Origin of the sequence: Neisseria viridiae, from assembly GCF_962747995.1 — a bacterium.
Classification (GTDB): Bacteria; Pseudomonadota; Gammaproteobacteria; order Burkholderiales; family Neisseriaceae; genus Neisseria; species Neisseria viridiae.
Genome location: NZ_CAUJAJ010000018.1, coordinates 1 through 19,196 on the forward strand (window position 1 = coordinate 1; position 19,196 = coordinate 19,196).

General features: G+C 52.9%; 15 protein-coding genes, 1 tRNA gene and 1 pseudogene. 6 read left to right on the forward strand and 11 right to left on the reverse strand.

Going from position 1 to position 19,196, the window contains the following annotated elements:
• Both Q9J79_RS08915 and tyrS read left to right on the forward strand, forming a co-directional pair.
• Positions 1–1,708, forward strand: a 1,708-nt coding sequence (locus tag Q9J79_RS08915; RefSeq protein ID WP_304717647.1) for an acyltransferase family protein, incomplete at its 5' end; no start/stop codon positions are given.
• A gap of 61 nt (positions 1,709–1,769) precedes the next feature.
• Entirely contained in the window at positions 1,770–3,065 is a 1,296-nt protein-coding gene (tyrS, locus tag Q9J79_RS08920; protein ID WP_301912584.1) for a tyrosine--tRNA ligase, read from the forward strand.
• Between the two features lie 146 nt (positions 3,066–3,211).
• Here the strand turns inward: tyrS and Q9J79_RS08925 are convergent.
• From Q9J79_RS08925 to katA, 5 genes and pseudogenes are all read right to left on the reverse strand, one after another.
• Positions 3,212–3,832: pseudogene (locus tag Q9J79_RS08925) on the reverse strand (transposase); the annotation flags it as partial.
• Between the two features lie 7 nt (positions 3,833–3,839).
• Entirely contained in the window at positions 3,840–4,406 is a 567-nt protein-coding gene (locus tag Q9J79_RS08930) for a manganese efflux pump MntP (RefSeq protein ID WP_301912585.1), read from the reverse strand.
• Between the two features lie 456 nt (positions 4,407–4,862).
• Entirely contained in the window at positions 4,863–5,309 is a 447-nt protein-coding gene (locus Q9J79_RS08935) for a pilin (RefSeq protein ID WP_301912586.1), read from the reverse strand.
• 546 nt (positions 5,310–5,855) lie between these two features.
• Entirely contained in the window at positions 5,856–6,056 is a 201-nt protein-coding gene (locus Q9J79_RS08940) for a hypothetical protein (protein WP_301912587.1), read from the reverse strand.
• Between the two features lie 75 nt (positions 6,057–6,131).
• The gene (gene katA / locus Q9J79_RS08945; RefSeq protein WP_301912588.1) at positions 6,132–7,646 is read right to left on the reverse strand and encodes a catalase KatA; all 1,515 of its coding nucleotides are present in this window, start codon (positions 7,644–7,646) and stop codon (positions 6,132–6,134) included.
• A gap of 347 nt (positions 7,647–7,993) precedes the next feature.
• Here katA and rpoN point away from each other — a divergent pair, with 347 nt between their 5' ends.
• Together rpoN and hpf are read left to right on the forward strand one after the other, a co-directional pair.
• Positions 7,994–9,337 carry an RNA polymerase factor sigma-54 gene (gene rpoN, locus Q9J79_RS08950; RefSeq protein WP_301912589.1) on the forward strand — a complete coding sequence of 448 codons (1,344 nt, stop codon included), beginning with the start codon at positions 7,994–7,996 and terminating at the stop codon, positions 9,335–9,337.
• A gap of 74 nt (positions 9,338–9,411) precedes the next feature.
• A complete protein-coding gene (hpf, locus tag Q9J79_RS08955) occupies positions 9,412–9,705 on the forward strand; it encodes a ribosome hibernation-promoting factor, HPF/YfiA family (protein WP_301912591.1) in 294 nt (97 codons plus the stop codon).
• 189 nt (positions 9,706–9,894) lie between these two features.
• Here hpf and Q9J79_RS08960 read toward each other — a convergent pair whose 3' ends face one another.
• From Q9J79_RS08960 to Q9J79_RS08985, 6 genes are all read right to left on the reverse strand, one after another.
• Positions 9,895–10,479, reverse strand: a complete 585-nt coding sequence (locus Q9J79_RS08960; protein ID WP_301912592.1) for a DUF4274 domain-containing protein — start codon at positions 10,477–10,479, stop codon at positions 9,895–9,897.
• A gap of 270 nt (positions 10,480–10,749) precedes the next feature.
• A complete protein-coding gene (gene murU / locus Q9J79_RS08965) occupies positions 10,750–11,445 on the reverse strand; it encodes an N-acetylmuramate alpha-1-phosphate uridylyltransferase MurU (protein WP_301912593.1) in 696 nt (231 codons plus the stop codon).
• Between the two features lie 17 nt (positions 11,446–11,462).
• Entirely contained in the window at positions 11,463–11,963 is a 501-nt protein-coding gene (gene hpaC, locus Q9J79_RS08970; RefSeq protein ID WP_301912594.1) for a 4-hydroxyphenylacetate 3-monooxygenase, reductase component, read from the reverse strand.
• A gap of 113 nt (positions 11,964–12,076) precedes the next feature.
• Positions 12,077–12,517 carry a MarR family adhesin repressor NadR gene (gene nadR / locus Q9J79_RS08975; RefSeq protein ID WP_061702827.1) on the reverse strand — a complete coding sequence of 147 codons (441 nt, stop codon included), beginning with the start codon at positions 12,515–12,517 and terminating at the stop codon, positions 12,077–12,079.
• 341 nt (positions 12,518–12,858) lie between these two features.
• On the reverse strand, positions 12,859–13,368 hold the full coding sequence (locus Q9J79_RS08980) for a protein disulfide oxidoreductase (RefSeq protein ID WP_301912595.1): 510 nt from the start codon (positions 13,366–13,368) through the stop codon (positions 12,859–12,861).
• 79 nt (positions 13,369–13,447) lie between these two features.
• Positions 13,448–13,523 (reverse strand) — tRNA-Lys (locus Q9J79_RS08985).
• A gap of 210 nt (positions 13,524–13,733) precedes the next feature.
• On the opposite strand from Q9J79_RS08985, the gene apbC reads away from it, so the two are divergent.
• Together apbC and pilC are read left to right on the forward strand one after the other, a co-directional pair.
• A complete protein-coding gene (gene apbC / locus Q9J79_RS08990) occupies positions 13,734–14,813 on the forward strand; it encodes an iron-sulfur cluster carrier protein ApbC (protein ID WP_301912596.1) in 1,080 nt (359 codons plus the stop codon).
• Positions 14,814–15,627: 814 nt separating this feature from the next.
• Positions 15,628–18,663 carry a PilC family type IV pilus tip adhesin gene (pilC, locus tag Q9J79_RS08995; protein WP_301912597.1) on the forward strand — a complete coding sequence of 1,012 codons (3,036 nt, stop codon included), beginning with the start codon at positions 15,628–15,630 and terminating at the stop codon, positions 18,661–18,663.
• The last annotated feature ends 533 nt before the right edge of the window (positions 18,664–19,196 follow it).

Here is a 19,196-nt window from a genome sequence, read left to right on the forward strand (position 1 = left end):
GCGGGGGGGGGGGGGGCGTTTCTTCCTCAAGACATTTTATATCCGCCGCATCAAACGGATTTTGCCCGCATTTTTCGCCGTATTGGCGGCAACGCTGGTAGGCGGCTTCTTTTTATTCACCAAAGATGATTTCTTTCTTTTGTGGAAATCCGCGCTGACCGCCTTGGGTTTCGCCTCCAACCTGTATTTTGCAAGGGGGAAGGATTATTTCGATCCCGCGCAGGAAGAAAAGCCCCTGCTGCACATCTGGTCTTTGTCGGTCGAAGAACAATTTTACTTTGTCTTTCCGATATTGCTGCTGCTTGTCGCCCGCAAAAGCCTGCGCGTACAGTTCGGCTTCCTCGCCGCACTGTGCGCCTTAAGCCTTGCCGCTTCCTTTATGCCTTCCGCGCTCGATAAATATTACCTGCCCCACCTGCGCGCCTGCGAAATGCTGGTCGGATCGCTGACCGCCGTGTGGATGCGGTACCGGCAACAGCGGAATCTCGCCGTCGGCAGACGCTGTGCCGCCGCCGGCGCATTGTTTTCCGTGTGCATACTATCCGCCTGCCTGTTTGCCTATTCGGAACAAACCGCCTACTTCCCGGGACCCGCCGCTCTGGTTCCCTGTCTGGCTGTTGCCGCGCTGATTTATTTCAACCATTACGAACACCCGCTTAAAAAATTTTTCCAATGGAAAATCACCGTTGCCATCGGCTTGATTTCCTACTCGCTTTATCTGTGGCATTGGCCTATATTGGCCTTTATGCGCTATATCGGTCCGGACAACCTGCCGCCTTATTCGCCAGCGGCAGCAATCGTCCTGACTCTGGCGTTTTCCCTGGTTTCTTATCACTGCATCGAAAAGCCGTTTAAAAAATGGAAAGGTTCGTTCGCACAATCCGTTTTGTGGATTTATGCCTTGCCTATGTTCATTTTGGGCGCGGGCTCGTTTTTTGCGATGAGGCTGCCGTTTATGGCGCAATATGACCGTATGGGGCTGACGCGTTCCAACACCTCCTGCCACAACAATACCGGCAAACAATGCCGGTGGGGGGATGCGGAAAAACAGCCGGAACTGCTGGTTTTGGGCGACTCCCACGCCGACCATTACAAAACATTCTTCGATGCCGTGGGTAAAAAAGAAAAATGGTCCGCCACAATGGTTTCCGCCGACGCTTGTGCCTATGTGGAAGGCTACGCGTCCCGTGTGTTCCAAAACTGGGCCGCCTGCCGCGCCGTTTACCGCTATGCCGAAGAACACCTGCCCCTGTATTCAAAAGTGGTTTTGGCGATGCGCTGGGGCAGCCAAATGCCCGAAAACAGCCGCTCCCTTGCCTACGATGCCGGTTTTTTCCAAAAATTCGACCGTATGCTGCACAAACTCTCATCCGAAAAACAAGCCGTTTACCTGATGGCGGACAACCTTGCCTCGTCTTACAACGTACAACGTGCCTATATCTTGTCTTCACGCATACCGGGCTACCGCCAGACCCTGCACCCGGACGACGAAAGCACCCTGAAAGCCAATGCCCGCATCAGGGAATTGGCAGCCAAATACCCCAACGTCTATATTATTGATGCCGCCGCCTATATCCCCGCAGATTTTCAAATCGGCGGATTGCCGGTTTACTCGGACAAAGACCACATCAACCCTTACGGCGGCACGGAATTGGCAAAGCGTTTTTCCGAAAAACAACGGTTTCTCGATACGCGCCACAACCATTGATTCGCTTAAATTTGTTACAATCGGCGGTTTGCAAAAACGCTAATTTTTTTGAAAGAGACCGATGAGCGTCATCCAAGACCTGCAATCGCGCGGCCTTATCGCGCAAACGACCGACATCGAAGCCTTAGACGCTTTGTTGAACGAACAAAAAATCGCCCTTTACTGCGGTTTCGATCCCACCGCCGACAGCCTGCATATCGGCCACCTGCTGCCCGTATTGGCATTGCGCCGCTTCCAACAGGCGGGGCATACGCCGATTGCACTGGTGGGCGGCGCAACTGGTATGATCGGCGATCCCAGCTTCAAAGCCGCCGAACGCAGCTTGAATTCCGCCGAAACCGTTGCCGGCTGGGTAGAAAGCATCCGCAACCAACTGACCCCTTTCTTGAGCTTTGAAGGCGGAAACGCCGCCGTTATGGCGAACAACGCTGACTGGTTCGGCAAAATGAACTGCCTCGACTTCCTGCGCGACATCGGCAAGCATTTCTCCGTCAACGCTATGCTGAACAAAGAATCCGTCAAACAGCGCATCGACCGCGACGGCGCAGGCATCTCCTTCACCGAGTTCGCTTATTCCCTGCTGCAAGGTTACGACTTCGCCGAGTTGAACAAACGCCATGGCGCGGTTTTGGAAATCGGCGGTTCCGACCAATGGGGCAACATCACCGCCGGTATCGACCTGACCCGCCGCCTGCACCAAAAACAAGTATTCGGTCTGACCCTGCCTTTGGTTACCAAATCAGACGGCACCAAATTCGGCAAAACCGAAGGCGGCGCGGTATGGCTGAACGCGAAGAAAACCTCGCCGTATCAGTTCTACCAGTTCTGGCTGAAAGTTGCCGATGCCGATGTGTATAAATTCCTGAAATACTTTACCTTCCTGTCGGTTGAAGAAATCGATGCCGTCGAAGCCAAAGACAAGGCAAGCGGCAGCAAGCCCGAAGCGCAACGCATCCTCGCCGAAGAAATGACCCGCCTGATTCACGGCGAAGAAGCCCTTGCCGCCGCGCAGCGCATTTCCGAAAGCCTGTTTGCCGAAGACCAAAGTAGCCTGACCGAAAGCGACTTCGAGCAGCTGGCACTCGACGGCCTGCCCTCATTTGAAGTTTCAGACGGCATCAACGCCGTCGAAGCCTTAGTCAAAACCGGCTTGGCATCCTCCAATAAAGAAGCGCGCGGCTTTGTGAACAGCAAAGCGGTTTTGCTCAACGGCAAACCTGCCGAAGCCAACAATCCGAACCACGCCGCCGAACGTCCCGACGATGCCTGTCTGCTGACCGGCGAACACAAACGTTTCGGCAAATACACCATCCTCCGGCGCGGCAAACGCAACCACGCGCTCTTGGTCTGGAAATAATCCGATTGCCGCAGAAATGCCGTCTGAAGCCTTCAGACGGCATTTTTATCAAATGCAAAACACCCTGCGCCTGCCGATATGCCGTCTGAAAGCTCTTGTAGCAACTGTATTTTTCACCCCCTCGGGCAAAAATACCAAAACTCAAATCAAGCCGTTCGGATACCATTTTCGGCGGTATCGTTTTCGGCAAAATAATCACGCATCCGGGCATTCAATATCGTCAGCAGTTTGCGCATACATGCCGTAACGGCAACCTTATACGGCTTACCCTTGGACAGCAGGCGTTGGTAGAAATCCCGAATAAGTGGTTCAAAACGTGCCGCTGCCACGGCAGCCATATACAGTGCCTTACGTACCGCAGACCTTCCGTCGAAGCAGCGGCTTTTGAATTTGGTTTCCCCGCTCTCCCTCGGGTGCGGGGCAATGCCGACCAAACCCGCTATCCGTTTGTGGCTCAGCCGCCCCAATTCGGGCAGCATCGCCATCAGCGTAGCCGTCGTTATCGAACCGATGCCTTTGATTTGCTCCGCCACTTGGGCTTTGCCGTCAAAATACGTGTGGGTGTAGTTGTCGATTTGTTTGTCCGATTCGTCAATCAGCCGGTCAAAATGGGCAATCAGTTGTTTGACGCTTTCGACTTGCGTTTCGTGAACCTGATGCAGACGGTTTTTCTCGACAGTCCGCATATCCACCGGTCGGTTGCGGCGGTTGACCAAGGCTTCCAACACTTCTTCCGCTTCGGTGGGCGGTTGGTAGAGCATGGTTTGCCAACCCTTACCCGATTAGCCCCAAGTGCGACAAGAGCGTCCAAGTGCCGATGGCGATCAGCACCAGCCCGCCGGCAAACTCGGCGCGTTTGCCGAACAATCCGCCCAACGCCCCGCCCGCCGTCAACCCGAACGCCACCATCACCGTCGTCGCCATACCGATGACGGCGGCGGCAAAGGCGATGTTTACCTCCATAAACGCCAAGCCCACCCCGACGATCATAGAGTCGATGCTGGTTCCAAAAGCAGTCAGAACCGTTATCCATAGGCTTTCCCGTTTGCTTTCGCGCACATCGTCCACCTCTCCGGACAACCCTTCGCGCATCATTTTCAGACCCAGCCCGCCCAGCAGGACAAAAGCCGCCCAATGGTCCCATTCGCTGATAAACGGCTTGGCATAAAAACCGCCCGCCCAGCCCGCCAGCGGCGTGAGTGCCTCAACCGTGCCGAACACCAAGGCCGTTGCTGCAATTTTGCGCGGGGGCATCCTGACCGCCGCACCCTTTGCCAAAGCAACGGCAAACGCATCCATCGACATCCCCAGCGCAATAAAGAGCAAAGCGTAAAAACCCATACCGCACCCGTCCTTAAAAAGGGCGGATTATAGCAAAACAGCAAAGTGCGAAAAACGCCGCACGAAAACCCGCATCCCGTCATTCCCCAAAAACAAAAAATCAAAAACTGAAATCCCGTCATTCCCGCGCAGGCGGGAATCCAGAAACTCAAAGTTGCAAGAATTTATTAGAAATGGCTGAAACTCAACGAACCTGGATTCCCGCTTTCGCGGGAATGACGCGGAAAAGTTTCCGTGCCGGTTTGAGCCGGTGGGGATGGTGCGGGAATGACGGCGGAAAAGTGGGCTGTGGGGCGGGAATGACGGGATATTTTGCGTTTAATAAAAAACGCCCGCCGAAACGGCAAAGGCGGACGGAGGATGCCGTCTGAAGCGGCAAAGGGGGAATAGAAAATGCCGCCCGAGCGGTTCGGGCGGCATTTGTTTTCACGGCGGGTTCAAACCCGGTCATTGTCCTTATTTGGGTCGGCAGGAAGACGGCAGGAATTTGTCTTTTACAGTGCCTGCTTTACAAGTCCACTTGAACGAACCTGATGTTGATTCACCAATCAATTGCAAGGTTGCACCTTTGATGTCGGCATTCACACCGGAAGATTTCATGGTAGAGGTAATTTGAGCACCGGATGCGTTTGTAGCAACTTCTACCTTAGCCACATATTTACCTGTAATCTGACTGGCAGAAGCAATACCTGCGGAAGCATTGTTACCTGGGAATTGACCGTTGTCGGAATAATACTCGACCACTGCAGTTTTTTGACCTTCGGCCAAAGTCAGGGCTTCGGACATTTGGGCGCGCGCGGTATAGTCTTGGTATGCGGGCAGGGCGACGGCTGCCAAGATACCGACGATGGCGATGACGATCATCAGCTCGATCAGGGTGAAACCTTTTTGGATTGCTTTCATTTGGATGACTCCTGTTTGAAAATGTTTAAGTTTGATTGGAATTTGCGGCATCCGCCGCAAACGTAAACCCGTAATGTATTTGACCGTGGTCTTTTTTGTTTCGGTTCGCCTTCTTTCCAGCAAGCGGCGTGCCAAAACCGGGTTCGGCTCGGCATTTTACAGAATATTTTTTTATTTGTCTGTTTGGTATGGGTATTTTTTTATATCAACGCGGCGCGGCTTGCGGCGGAATAATGCGGCGGGCTGACGTTTTTTGTCAGTTGTGACAATTTTTGTCAGTTTCGGGCTGACGTTTTTTGTCAGATTTTGTCAGATTGGGTTTTTTTGGTTTTTTTTGGGGGGTGTGGGGCAGGGTGGGATTGGTGTGATGACGAAATATAAGTTTCCCGCCATTCCCACGCAGGCGGGAATCCGGAAACTCAAAGTTGCAAGAATTTATCAGAAATGACTGAAACTCAACGGACCCGGATTCCCGCTTTCGCGGGAATGACGCGGAAAAGTTGGCTGTGGGGCGGGAATCCGGAAACTCAAAGTTGCAAGAATTTATTAGAAATGGCTGAAACTCAACGAACCTGGATTCCCGCTTTCGCGGGAATGACGCGGACAAGTTTTCATGCCGGTTTGAACCGGTGGGGATGGTGCGGGAATGACGGGATATTTTGCGTTTAATAAAAAACGCCCGCTGAAACGGCAGGGCGGGGTGTGGAAATGCCGTCTGAAACGGTCGGACAATGTTTCAGACGGCATTTTTATGCCCGGTTATTTCCGGTAGCGGACGGCGCGGGACAGGATTTCTTCAATTTCCATCCACATAATGCCCCCTTACAGCAAACCGGGCTGACCCAGTGCGGGGTCGGTCGTGCGGGCGGCTTGTGCGTCTTCGACAGTCAGTCCGAGGGCTTTTGCTACGCCTTCACCGTATGCCGGGTCGCAACGGTAGCAGTTGCGGATATGGCGGTATTTGATGAAGTCAGGCGCATCGCCCATGGCTGCGGCGGTGTTGCCGAACAAAGCCTGTTTCTGCGTATCGTTCATCAAGTTGAACAGGGCGCGCGGTTGGCTGAAATAGTCGTCATCGTCTTGGCGGTAGTCCCAATGCGCCGCGTCGCCGTTGATTTTCAAAGGCGGTTCGGCGAAGTCGGGTTGTTGCTGCCATTGACCGAAGCTGTTGGGTTCGTAGTGCGGCAGGCTGCCGTAGTTGCCGTCGGCGCGGCCTTGTCCGTCGCGCTGGTTGCTGTGAACAGGGCAACGCGGACGGTTGACGGGGATTTGGCGGAAGTTTACGCCCAAACGGTAGCGTTGCGCGTCGGCGTAATTGAACAAACGGGCTTGCAGCATTTTATCCGGGCTAGCACCGATACCGGGAACGAGGTTGCTCGGTGCGAAGGCGGATTGTTCCACATCAGCGAAGAAGTTTTCGGGATTGCGGTTCAACTCGAATTCGCCCACTTCAATCAGCGGATAGTCTTTTTTCGGCCAAACTTTGGTCAAGTCAAACGGATGATAAGGTACTTTTTCCGCATCGGCTTCAGGCATCACTTGGATGTACATCGTCCATTTCGGAAACTCGCCGCGCTCAATGGCTTCGTATAGGTCGCGCTGATGGCTTTCGCGGTCGTCGGCGATGATTTTGGCGGCTTCTTCGTTGGTCAGGTTTTTAATGCCTTGCTGGGTGCGGAAATGGAATTTCACCCAAAAACGCTCGCCTGCTTCGTTCCAGAAGCTGTAAGTATGCGAACCGAAGCCGTGCATATGGCGGTAGCTGGCGGGAATACCGCGGTCGCTCATCACGATGGTAACTTGGTGCAACGCTTCAGGCAGCAGCGTCCAGAAGTCCCAGTTGTTTGTGGCGGAACGCATATTGGTGCGCGGATCGCGTTTGACGGCTTTGTTCAAGTCGGGGAATTTACGCGGATCGCGTAGGAAGAACACGGGCGTGTTGTTGCCGACCACATCCCAGTTGCCTTCTTCGGTATAGAACTTCAGCGCAAAACCGCGGATGTCGCGTTCCGCATCGGCTGCGCCGCGCTCGCCTGCCACGGTGGTGAAACGGGCGAACATCTCGGTTTTTTTGCCGACTTCGCTGAAGATTTTGGCGCGGGTGTATTGGGTGATGTCGTGTGTTACGGTAAACGTACCGAACGCGCCCGAACCTTTGGCGTGCATACGGCGTTCGGGGATGACTTCGCGCACGAAGTCGGCGAGTTTTTCATTCAGCCACAAATCCTGCGCCAGCAGGGGGCCGCGCGGGCCGGCGGTCAGGCTGTTTTGATTGTCGGCAACAGGCGCGCCGTTGTTCATGGTCAGATGGGTGACGGGGCATTTGGAGGTAGTCATCGCTCTTGTTCCTTTTCTCAGGTTGGTCAAATGGGGGGAAACGGCTTACAGTACGATTTGGCGGAAAGCGTATTCGTAACCGGTTTCTTGATTGCAATAAATTTCTTGAATCGACATTTTGTTTTCCTTTTGTAAAAACTATGGATGCGACTATACGCCAAGATTTTCGCTATTAAAACTATGAAATCGATTTAATATTGTTATAAGCAATCGGTTTTTAATTTTCGTTTGTTTTTTGTTATCGAACGGAATCCGAACCCGCTCATTAAAACCATTTATAATGCAATGACGCTTTGCGGCATTTTTTGCGCCGACAGACTGAAAATAACAATTTTCCCCACATTATCATGACCTTACTCGGAATAAAGCTCAAACAGACCCAGCAGCTCAACCAGCGGCTGCAACAATCTTTGCGCGTATTGCAGATGTCGGGTATCGAACTTGAACGCGAGGTCGAAAACTGGCTGTCGGACAACCCCCTGCTCGAACGCAAAGACACGGATGAATTTTCCGATGCCGAGTTCAGCCATTACACTGCGCCTGCCCGTCAAATCGGCGGAGACGAAGGCGAAGATATGCTGTCCAACATCGCCGGTGAGCAGGATTTCAAGCAATACCTGCACGCACAAGTATGCGAACACCCGCTTTCCGATCAAGAAGCCGCCTGCGTCCACATCCTTATCGATTTCCTTGACGAGCAGGGTTATCTGACCGACAGCATCGAAGACATCCTCGACCATACGCCCTTGGAGTGGATGTTGGATGAGGCAATGCTGAAACAAGCCCTGACCGCATTGAAAAAATTCGACCCGGCAGGCGTGGCCGCCGCCGATTTGAATGAATCGCTGATACTGCAGATAAAAAGATTGGGTGAATGTGCTGCCAAACCCGCCGCCCTGCATATCGTCCGAAACGCCCTCGACAGCATTGACGGCAACCGCAGCCAAACCCTCGCACGAATAAAAAAACGCCTGCCCCAAACCGACAGCGGCACACTCGAAGCCGCACTCGACCTCATTGCTTCGCTCAATCCCTTTCCCGCCGCCGGTTTTGCCTCGTCCACGCCCACGCCGTATATCCGCCCGGATGTCTGGGTTGAGGAAAGTAAAGACGGCTGGACGGTCAGTTTCAACGAAGACTCCCTGCCTCCTCTGCAAATGAACAGCGAATATTGCGAACTGATGCCGTCTGAAGGTCTCTCGCCCGAATGGAAGGAAAAAATCAGCGAAGCCAGACAACGTATCGATTCGCTCGAATTGAGGAAGGCAACCGTCGTTCTCCTTGCCGAATACATCGTTAAACATCAGGCAGACTTTTTCACTTTTGGCGAAATCGGACTCGTCCCCCTGCTGATGAAAGATGCCGCCGCCGAATTGGGTGTGGCAGAAAGTACCGTTTCACGAGCCGCCAACCAAAAATATTTGTCTTGCCCGCGCGGAGTGTTTGCGCTACGCTATTTCTTCACGCAGGCAGTTCAAATGGAAGAAGGCAAAGAAGCCGTCAGCCAACACGCCGTTAAAGCTGCACTCTCCCAGCTTGTCGGCAGCGAAGACAAACGCAAGCCCTATTCTGACGAGGCACTCGCCAACCTGCTGGCTTTCCGCGGTATGGAGGTTTCCCGCCGCACCATTGCCAAATACAGAGAATCCCTTGAGATTCCGGCAGCACACAAACGCAAAACCGCAGAATAATTTTTCAACACAATGCTACAACCCGTTTTTCCGTTCCGTCGCTGACGGACAGAACCCACCGAAGGAGCTGTATCATGAATCTGAAAATCATCGGTCTGAATTTTGACGTTACCGAAGCCATCAAAAACCATGTTTCCAAGAAACTGGAGCGCATCAACCGCCACGCTTCGGACATCATTTCTATAACTGTAACGCTGTCTGTGGAAAAAGCCGGCCATAAGGCCGAGGCAGACGTACACCTTGCCGGTAAAGACCTGCACGTCGAGTCCGACGGTCAGGACATGTATGCCGCCATCGACACCCTGACAGACAAACTTGACCGCGCCGTATTGAAACACAAAGAAAAAAGCGGCGAAATCCGCAACTAACCGAATCGGCAAAATGCCGTCTGAAACAGATTTCCGTTTCAGACGGCATTGTTTATCCTGCATAACCAAACATGAAGCAAATCCGCCTTATCTTGAACCGGTTTTGATGCTCAACTCCATGAACTTTTTAACGATAGCTTAAGGTTATCGTTAAAAGGTATTACCCCGACAAACTGGGATTTATCTTTTTTATTCATCCAAAGCGTTGTAAAGCTTGTCCATAATTACAGAAAGGGCTTCTGGAATTCCTTCATCCCAGTCTGGACTTTCAAGAATTTCACCATCTAACGCCTTAAACATTACTTCTGGTATTTTTGATTTTGCTTTACTATCGTCATATCCTTTTGTCCAATCATGTCCTCCAGAATATAAATCGTTAGTCGGATTAAATGCATAAATTTGATCATTATAAAAATCAGAAAGATAGTTTGTTTCAATGGTATCTAAAATATCATAATCTTCTAAGCCCCATGAATATTTTTCTTCGCATTCTTTTCTGTCCACACAGTTCTCTTTATAAAAATCAGGTGCCATGTACCAGTACAAATAAAGGATTGTGCCTCTGTCAGTATCCGGCTGATCAACTATCCACTGGATTACTTTTTTAGAATTATCAAAGTTCCAACTTATTGCCAATAGCTGTCTTTCTTTCGGAGTATTTTTCTTAAGAAAATCAATAATAAGCTCTGTGCTTAATTTCTCAAATTCATCATCATCAATTTTGACTTCGTCCCATTCAAAATCGTCATTGAGAATATCACTTATCGTTAACATACTGTACCTCCTAAAATTTCGATTTGTAACTATCTTTTTTTGAACAAATATCTGTCATTTACTATCAGAACCCGTGAAATTATATCGTAATTATTTTAATACACTATTCAATTACCAGCTCTACATAATCCCCATCTTCCTTATTGTATACATGCTTATTTACAATATATATCTCCGCACAACCTGTTCCGAAAACCCTTTAAAGATGCAATGCATCAGTTAAGGCGGCTGCAATAAGAAAACGGGATGCAAATCCGCATCCCGTTCCGTTTACTTCCAAACCCCTGCAACGGCTTGAGCCTCTTTCAGACGGTCTACCGTACCGACATCCAGCCACAAACCCGTATGCTTCTGACCGCTCACCCGGTTTTGCCGCATTTCGCCCCGCAATACGGGCGCGAGTTTCGCCACACTGCCCGCTTCGATGCCTCCGAACATTTCAGGACGGTAAATACCCACGCCGCTGAATGTCAATCCGTTGCCGCCGGATACTTCCGACTGTACGCTGCCGTCGGGCAGCAGGGAAAAATCGCCGTCGGGATGGTGCGGGGGATTGTCCGCCAGCCACAAATGTGCGGAAATATGCTCGGGCAGGGACGATGCCGTCTGAAACGCGGCGGTAAAATCGATGTCAGTCAACACGTCGCCGTTGACCACCAAAAACGGGGTATCGCCCAACAGCGGCAATGCCTGCGCGATACCGCCCGCCGTTTCCAAACCGCCTGCGGGTTCGGGCGAATAGGCGATGTTCACGCCATAAGCCGAGCCGTCACCCAAAGCATCTTCTATCTGCCGACCCAGCCAAGCGTGGTTGATGACGATTTCGGTAAACCCTGCCTGCTTCAGACGGCATAAGTGCCAACCGATTAGGGGCTTGCCCGCCACGTCCAGCAGCGGCTTCGGAGTGGTATCGGTCAAAGGGCGCATACGCTCGCCGCGTCCTGCCGCCAGTATCATCGCTTTCATATATATCTGTCCGAATATCAGTCTAAAGACCTAAACTGCCGTCTGAAATACAGCAGCGCGGGGCGTTTGCCCACGCAATTTTTGATTTCGTCGAGCCTGACGTAAAACACAAAATGTGTGCCGATTTCATGTTGGCCGACAATATGCCCGTGCAGGTGCGCCAACGCGCCCTCTATTTCAAGCTGTCCGGTTTTGCCGCGATGCCAGATGTGGTAGGCAAACCGCTCTTCGGGCGACAGGCCGGTCAGCCCGGCAAAATGTTCGGCCACATCCTGATGTTCGTCCGCCAGCGTATTGATGCAGAGGCTGCCGTTTTCCGACAGGATCGGAATGATACGGGCTTTACGGTTGATACACAGCATCACGGTCGGAGGCTCATCCGTAACCGGTGTAACCGCAGTCATCGTGATACCGTAACGTCCTGCCGATCCCTCTGTCGTAATGACATGAACGCCTGCCGCGCAAGATGCCATCGCATCACGGAACGAAATTTGAAAAGTTTTCTGCAAATCCGTCATTTTTCCCCTTAAACTGTCCCCTATATAAGAATGCTGCACACAAGGCATCCCCTATGTGCAGCAATCCTGATTCGGAATCCCGCCGTGCGGACGTTTCCGCGCGTTACGGCGTATTACGAGTTCAACGCATCCTCGATTTTGGCAAGCTCTGCCAACAAATCTTTAAGCAGCAGCATTTTCTCGCGGGACAACACTTCTTCGATAGCATCGTAGCGTTCGTCCACTTCTTCGCCGATTTCCTCATACAGCTTCTCGCCCTCGGCAGTCAGCTTCAGATAAACGCGCCGTTGGTCGTTGGAAGGTTTCAGGCGGACGACCAACCCCGCTTTTTCAAGACGGGTCAGGATGCCGGTCAGGCTGGGGCGCAGGATGCACGCCTGATTCGCCAAATCTTGAAAGTCCAGCGTGCCGTTTTCCGCCAAAAGACGGATAATCCGCCATTGCTGATCGGTAATATTCGCCTGATTCAGAATAGGTCTGAATTGGGTCATCAGTGCTTCCCTTGCCTGTATCAGACCGATATTGATAGACGCATGTTTTGATTGGGTAGGCATTGTTTAAGTCTCCAAAGTTATCGAAAATCAAACTTTCAAACCGTCGGGAAAGCCTGTGGGCGTAATTTTTGATGCAACCGTTATATAACAAAACGAACATATAGCAACAATACTCTATAAACCGCATCGGACGACTGGGTATAAAAGACTTTAATTCCGATAATCCTATCTAAAAATATTTTAATAGTTATATCTTAATCTATTTTTCCCACAATCACAACAAGGGATTACATCGGCAGGCGCGACGGCTCTTTCCCAAAAAACAAAAGCCGCCGCATCCGTCGCGCAAGGCATATTCCGTTTGATTCTCTACATAGCGGAAAGTTTAACAAGAACAAAGGTTAACCGAAAACATCTGCCTGGAAAATTCTTGCGCGCAAGCCCCAATAACTGCTGATTCCCGTCGTATAGTGAACTATTTTCCCATTTTTGACCAAAATGACAGTCGGCGTTGCCTTAATCTGCCAAGACCTTGCCAAACCGCCGTCCTCATCATTAACGCTCGGAAAACCCAATCCGCGTTTTTTCATATACGCAGAAACTTCGTCCGAACTGCCCGAACGTACCGCCACACCGACGACCGGCACGCCGTCCGCCGCCAAATCATCGATTATCGGCGACTGATAACGGCACACGCCGCACCAGCTCCCCCAAAAATACACCAGCACCACCCTATCCCGGCTAAACTGTCCCAAAGTCAGCCGCTGCCCCGACAGCAAAGTCAAAGGCCGCCCTGCTGCGCCGGCAGGTTCGTCGGGCTTGCGTACCCAATCCAAAAACAGCGACACCAATAAAAACACCAATGCCGTCTGAACGGCAAATTTGATGCCCGAAAGCAATTTCTTTTTCATACGCCCCCTCAAACGGTACGCCCGCGCAACCGGCAGGCAAACAAAAAAGCCAAGTCTTAAAACTTGGCTTCCGGTTATCTGGTGGGTCGTGAGCGATTCGAACGCTCGACCAACGGATTAAAAGTCCGCTGCTCTACCAGCTGAGCTAACGACCCGATGAGCCGCGTATTATACAGCCCTGTTCCCCGCCGTCAAGCAAATTTTACAGGTTTGATTGCAGACCACTGTTTGCACGGGATATTTTGACAACGGATTTTCACAATCCGCCGCATACCGTGTAAAAGTTCGCACAAGGAAAGGCAAACCGCCCGAAATCAATGTACACTTTCCGCCCGTTTCCCAAACTGCACACAGAAACACACATTATGAACATACAAAACATCCGCACCCTCCTCGACACCGTCGCCGTTCCGAATACGGCACGCACACTCGGCAGCGAAAAGGCCGTCCGCTCGGTCGAACAGCGTTCAGACGGCATCCATATCGCCCTGCATTTCGGCTTCCCTGTCGCGCACATCGCCGCCGCCATCGCCGATTCCGTACAAGAAACCCTGATGCCCGAAACAGGCGACACACACATCCATCTGTCCATGGACACGGAAATCGGCACACATAAAGTCCAACCCGGCGTTACCACCATCAAAGGTGTGAAAAACATCATTGCCGTCGCCTCCGGCAAAGGCGGCGTGGGCAAATCAACAACCACCGCCAACCTTGCCGCCGCAATGGCGCGGATGGGCGCGCGCGTCGGCGTACTCGATGCCGACCTTTACGGCCCGAGCCAGCCCACGATGCTGGGTGTGGACGACCGCAAACCCGATCAGAAAAACCAAAAACTCATTCCCGTCGAATCTTCAGACGGCATACAGGTTATGTCCATCGGCTTTCTCGTCGATACCGACCAAGCCGTCGTCTGGCGCGGCCCGATGGTCAGCCAAGCCTTGCAGCAGCTGATGTTCCAAAGCGAGTGGGACGAAGTGGACTACCTGTTTATCGACCTGCCCCCGGGTACGGGCGACATCCAGCTCACGCTGTCCCAACGCATCCCCGTAACCGGATCGGTCATCGTAACCACGCCGCAGGATATCGCCCTGATAGACGCGCGCAAAGCCGTGGATATGTTCCGAAAAGTCAACATTCCGATTTTGGGCGTATTGGAAAATATGTCCGTCCACATCTGCACCAACTGCGGACACAGCGAAGCCCTGTTCGGCACGGACGGCGGCAAAGATTTAGCCGCACGCCTCAACGTCCCCCTGCTCGGACAGCTTCCCTTAAGCCTGCCCGTGCGCGAAGCAATGGACGGAGGGGCGGCGGCACAACTGTTCGACGAACACCCCGCCATCGCCAAAATCTACACCGATGCCGCATTCCAAATCGCCCTGGGCATTGCCGACAAAGGCAAAGACTTCAGCAGCCGCTTCCCCAAAATCGTCGTCGAATAAAGCCGCGCCCCCGAAACCGCAATGCCGTCTGAAACCCCGCGCCGCCACAACGGCGGCACACAGGCGGACGCGCAGGATAGGCGCAGGGTATTTCGCAGGTCAGGCGCAGCGTAGGTGCAGGATGAGCGCAGGGTGCGCCGTAGTATGGGCTGTAGGGCGGACTGTAGGATGGGCTTCAGCCCACCGAATCCACCAACTCCACCGAATCCCGCCGCCGTCATTCCCGCGCAGGCGGGAATCTAGGTCTGTCGGCGCAGAAACTTATCGGGTAAAACGGTTTCTTGAGATTTTACGTTCTAGATTCCCACTTTCGTGGGAATGACGCGGTACAGGTTTCCGTGCGGATGGATCCGTCATTCCCGCACAGGCGGGAATCCAGACCTGTCAGCGCGGAAACTTATCGGGTAAAACGGTTTCTTGAGATTCTACGTTCTAGATTCCCACTTTCGTGGGAATGACGGTTTAGGTATTTTTATAGCAAGCCGTAGGGCGCGATGCCGCCGGAGGGCATCATATTCTTGGAATAGCGCATTAAAAAGAGTATGATAATGGAAACACAAAAGATTCTGGCAATGCCCGTGCACCGTTCCCGTCCGTCATTCCCGCTCAGGCGGGAATCCAGACCTTTCGGCGCAGAAACTTATCGGATAAAACGGTTTCTTGAGATTTTGCGTTCCGGATTCCCACTTTTGTGGGAATGACGGGATGCAGGTTTCCGTGCGGACGTGTTCTGGATTCCCGCCTGCGCGGGAATGACGGTTGTCGTGAAAATCCGCATCACGGCGCATATTGCGATATTTACGGCCGGGCGGGAATGCCGTCCGGCCATCGGGAAAACAAACGGAAGGAAAACGATATGAAAAAAACACCCAAACGGCACTTGCTCCGCCATACTGCGGTTTATACCGCGATGCTCTTGGCGGCATCGTCCCAACAGGCGTTCGGCGCGGGCGATACTGCGAATTTCAACTTTATCGTCAACGACGACGGCAGCGTACAAGGCGATCAGACACCCGGCGGCAAGGGCGTACGCACGGGTAAGAAAGAAACTTTCCCAATCGGAAGCTCTACACGTCCGGGAAGAAACATATGTAGGGAACTGGGTATCAAATTTGATCCCACACAAGGGTGTCCCTTTTTCGCCGCAACAACTTATGAACTTACCTACGCAAACACCGACACGCTGCTTGCGGGCAAGAACGGCGGGAAGCTGATTCTCGGCGGCGGTTCCGCCCCGCTGTGGGGCAAGGTTTCCGGGCTTGATGCCGACAATATGGCGGGGCGCAAGACCGACAATTGGCTGACGACCGTTCACAAAGGGAAGATGGGTTACGATTTTACCGGCTTGAGTTGCTTCCTCCAGGGCTTGGGTGTCTCGACGGGTCAAAGCCGCCAGTGTCCTAACCTGCCCTTCCAGTTTTTTTTCGACTTTACCAATAGCGCGCTCGATCCCACATCGGTGGGAACCAGTTCAGACGGCCTGCCGATATACAAGCTGACAGACCATCCGTGGCTGGGCGTTTCCTTCCAATTGGCTTTATCGGACGGCAAAACGCCGGAAAACTGGCTCGCCATTCAGAGAGACCATACCGAAGTAAGCAAAATGATTACCCAGCCGACAGGGGAAAGAAGCAAGGGCCAAGTCTTCGCCCTGCGCGCCAAACTGCATATGCTGGGCAACTCCGGCAGCCTCAACGCCCAAGAAATCAAGCTGGGCGAGATTAGTATGCCCAACTTCGCCTTTATGCCGCATAACGAAAACGGCGCGGGGCGGACGGCAACGATATATAAAATACGGGAACAGGGCCATGTCGACGTAAAACTCCAGCTTCCGAGCATAGGCGCGGGCGGCTGTACGCGGCCTCAATATACCGCTGCCGCCCCGGACGGCAGCCAATACGCCATCGTCGCCCCCGCCCCTTTGGGCGCGGGTTTCCCGGGCAAGGCGGCGGCGGTCGTTACCGATCCCAAGTCGGCAAGCAGCCGCATCCTCTTTTACACCTTGGATAAAAACAATAAGAAAAACGGCGGCGCGGATTATCTGCCAAGCAAAGGTTTTACCGAACCCGTCTTTGCCGGACGCAAGGCGGCAATCCGCTTGGCAAACGGCGTATCCTTGAGCGACAGCAATATTAACGGCATTACGAATGGCACATTCGGTATCGGCGATAATGGGAATAATCAGCAAGAATGGAAAGACGTGTTATTGCGCTGGACCGACAGGCGCGATGGAAACGACAATCAGTTTAACTATTTTAACAATGCGATAGATGCTTCAACACGCGGCAAACTGTATAGCCAGCAATACCGTATCCGCGACAACGGCAAACGCGATTTGGGCGACATCGTCAACAGCCCGGTAACGGCGGTCGGTGAATATCTGGCAACCGCCGCCAACGACGGGATGGTGCATATCTTCAAAAAAAGCGGCGGCGGCTACAATCTGAAGCTCAGCTACATCCCCGCTGAAATGCCGCGCAAAGATTTGGATAACGCAGATTCCACTTTGGCAAAAGACCTGCACCATTTTGCCAACGAGAACTACACGGGCGGCCTGTACGGCGTGGACGGCGGCTTTGTCTTGCGCCAAGCGGGAAACCGAGTGTTTATGTTCGGCGCGATGGGTCAGGGCGGCAAAGGCGCGTATGCCTTGGATTTGACCAGGGCCGAAAGCAACCAAACCGGCGTTTCCCTGTTTGATGTAAAAGATAACGGCTTGGGCTACACCGTCGGCACGCCGCAAATCGGCAGAACCCACAACGGCAAATATGCCGCCTTCCTCGCCTCCGGTTATGCGACTAAAGACATTGACAGCCAAGAAAATCAAACCGCGCTGTATGTGTATGATTTGGAAAGCAGCGGCACGCTGATTGCAAAAATTGCCGTACCCGGCGGCAAGGGCGGGCTTTCGTCCCCCACGCTTGTCGATACGGATTTGGACGGCACGGTCGATATCGCCTATGCCGGCGACCGGGGCGGCAAGATGTACCGCTTTGATTTGGGCGGCAACGACCCGACCAGATGGTCTGCACGCGCCATTTTCAACGGCACAAAACCGATTACTTCCGCGCCTGCTATTTCCCAACTGAAAGACAAACGCGTCGTCATCTTCGGCACGGGCAGCGATTTGACTGAGGATGATGTGGCAAGCCAAGAAATCCAACACGTTTACGGTATCTTTGATAACGATACGGAATCTTTGCCGGCAGAAGACGGATTGGGCAAAGGGCTGCTTGAGCAAGTGCTGACAAAAGACGGCAACAATACGCTGTTCTTGAGCGACTACAAAAGGTCTGACGGCTCGGGCGACAAGGGCTGGGTAGTGAAATTGGAAGCCGGACAGCGCGTTACCGTCAAACCGACCGTGGTATTGCGTACCGCCTTTGTAACCATCCGCAACTACAATGCCAACGGCTGCGGCGCGGAAACCGCATTTTTGGGCATCAATACCGCCGACGGCGGCAAGCTGACGAAGAAAAGCGCGCGCCCCGTCGTGCCGGATAGCCGCGTGGCAAAAAAAGTCGGCGAGAAAAAAGACGCAAAAGGCAACAATATCCCCGTGGGCTGTATGGAAAAAGGCACTGAAACCGTCTGCCCGAGCGGATATGTTTATCCGAAACTGCTGACCGCAAGCTATTTGGACAGCCAAAAAACAAGCGATCACCCGACAACGGCAGACGGCGACGCGGGCGGCAGCGGCAATGACAACACCCCCTTCCAAAAATCCGGCAACCGCTGCTTCTTCAGCAAAGGCGTGCACACGCTGCTGATGAACGATATGTCCGACTTGGACGTTGCCGGCCCGATCTGCAATATGAAACGGGTAAGCTGGCGCGAAGTCTTCTTCTAACCCGCCCGCGCGGCCGATTCCCCCGCAAATGCCGTCTGAAAGGTCTTCAGACGGCATTTTTTTGCGTTTTTCGGGAGGGGGCAAATGAAACGCCGACAAACCGATGCCGTCATTCCCGCGCAGGCGGGAATCTAGAATGCGGGATTAAGGAAACCTACATCCCGTCATTCCCACGAAAGTGGGAATCTAGAACTCAGGATTGAAGAAACCGTTGTACCCGATAAGTTTCTGCGCCGACGGGTCTGGATTCCCGCCTGCGCGGGAATGACGATTCGGGTATTCCTGACGATTCGGGTATTTCTGACGGTTCGGGTATTTCCATAGTTTCGCCGGGCGGACGTGGGGAAATGCGTAACGGGCATAGTGGGCGCGGAGCGGGCGGTTTTATGCCCCGGATTTCCGTTTTCGCGCGAACATATCAGCCCGCCTGCCGCGTTTGCGCTTGAAATCGGGTAGGTTTCGTCTTAAAATATGCTGCTTTCAGGGTATAGGCACTTGCCCGAAAAGCACGTTACGCGTCTATCTTGCGCGGC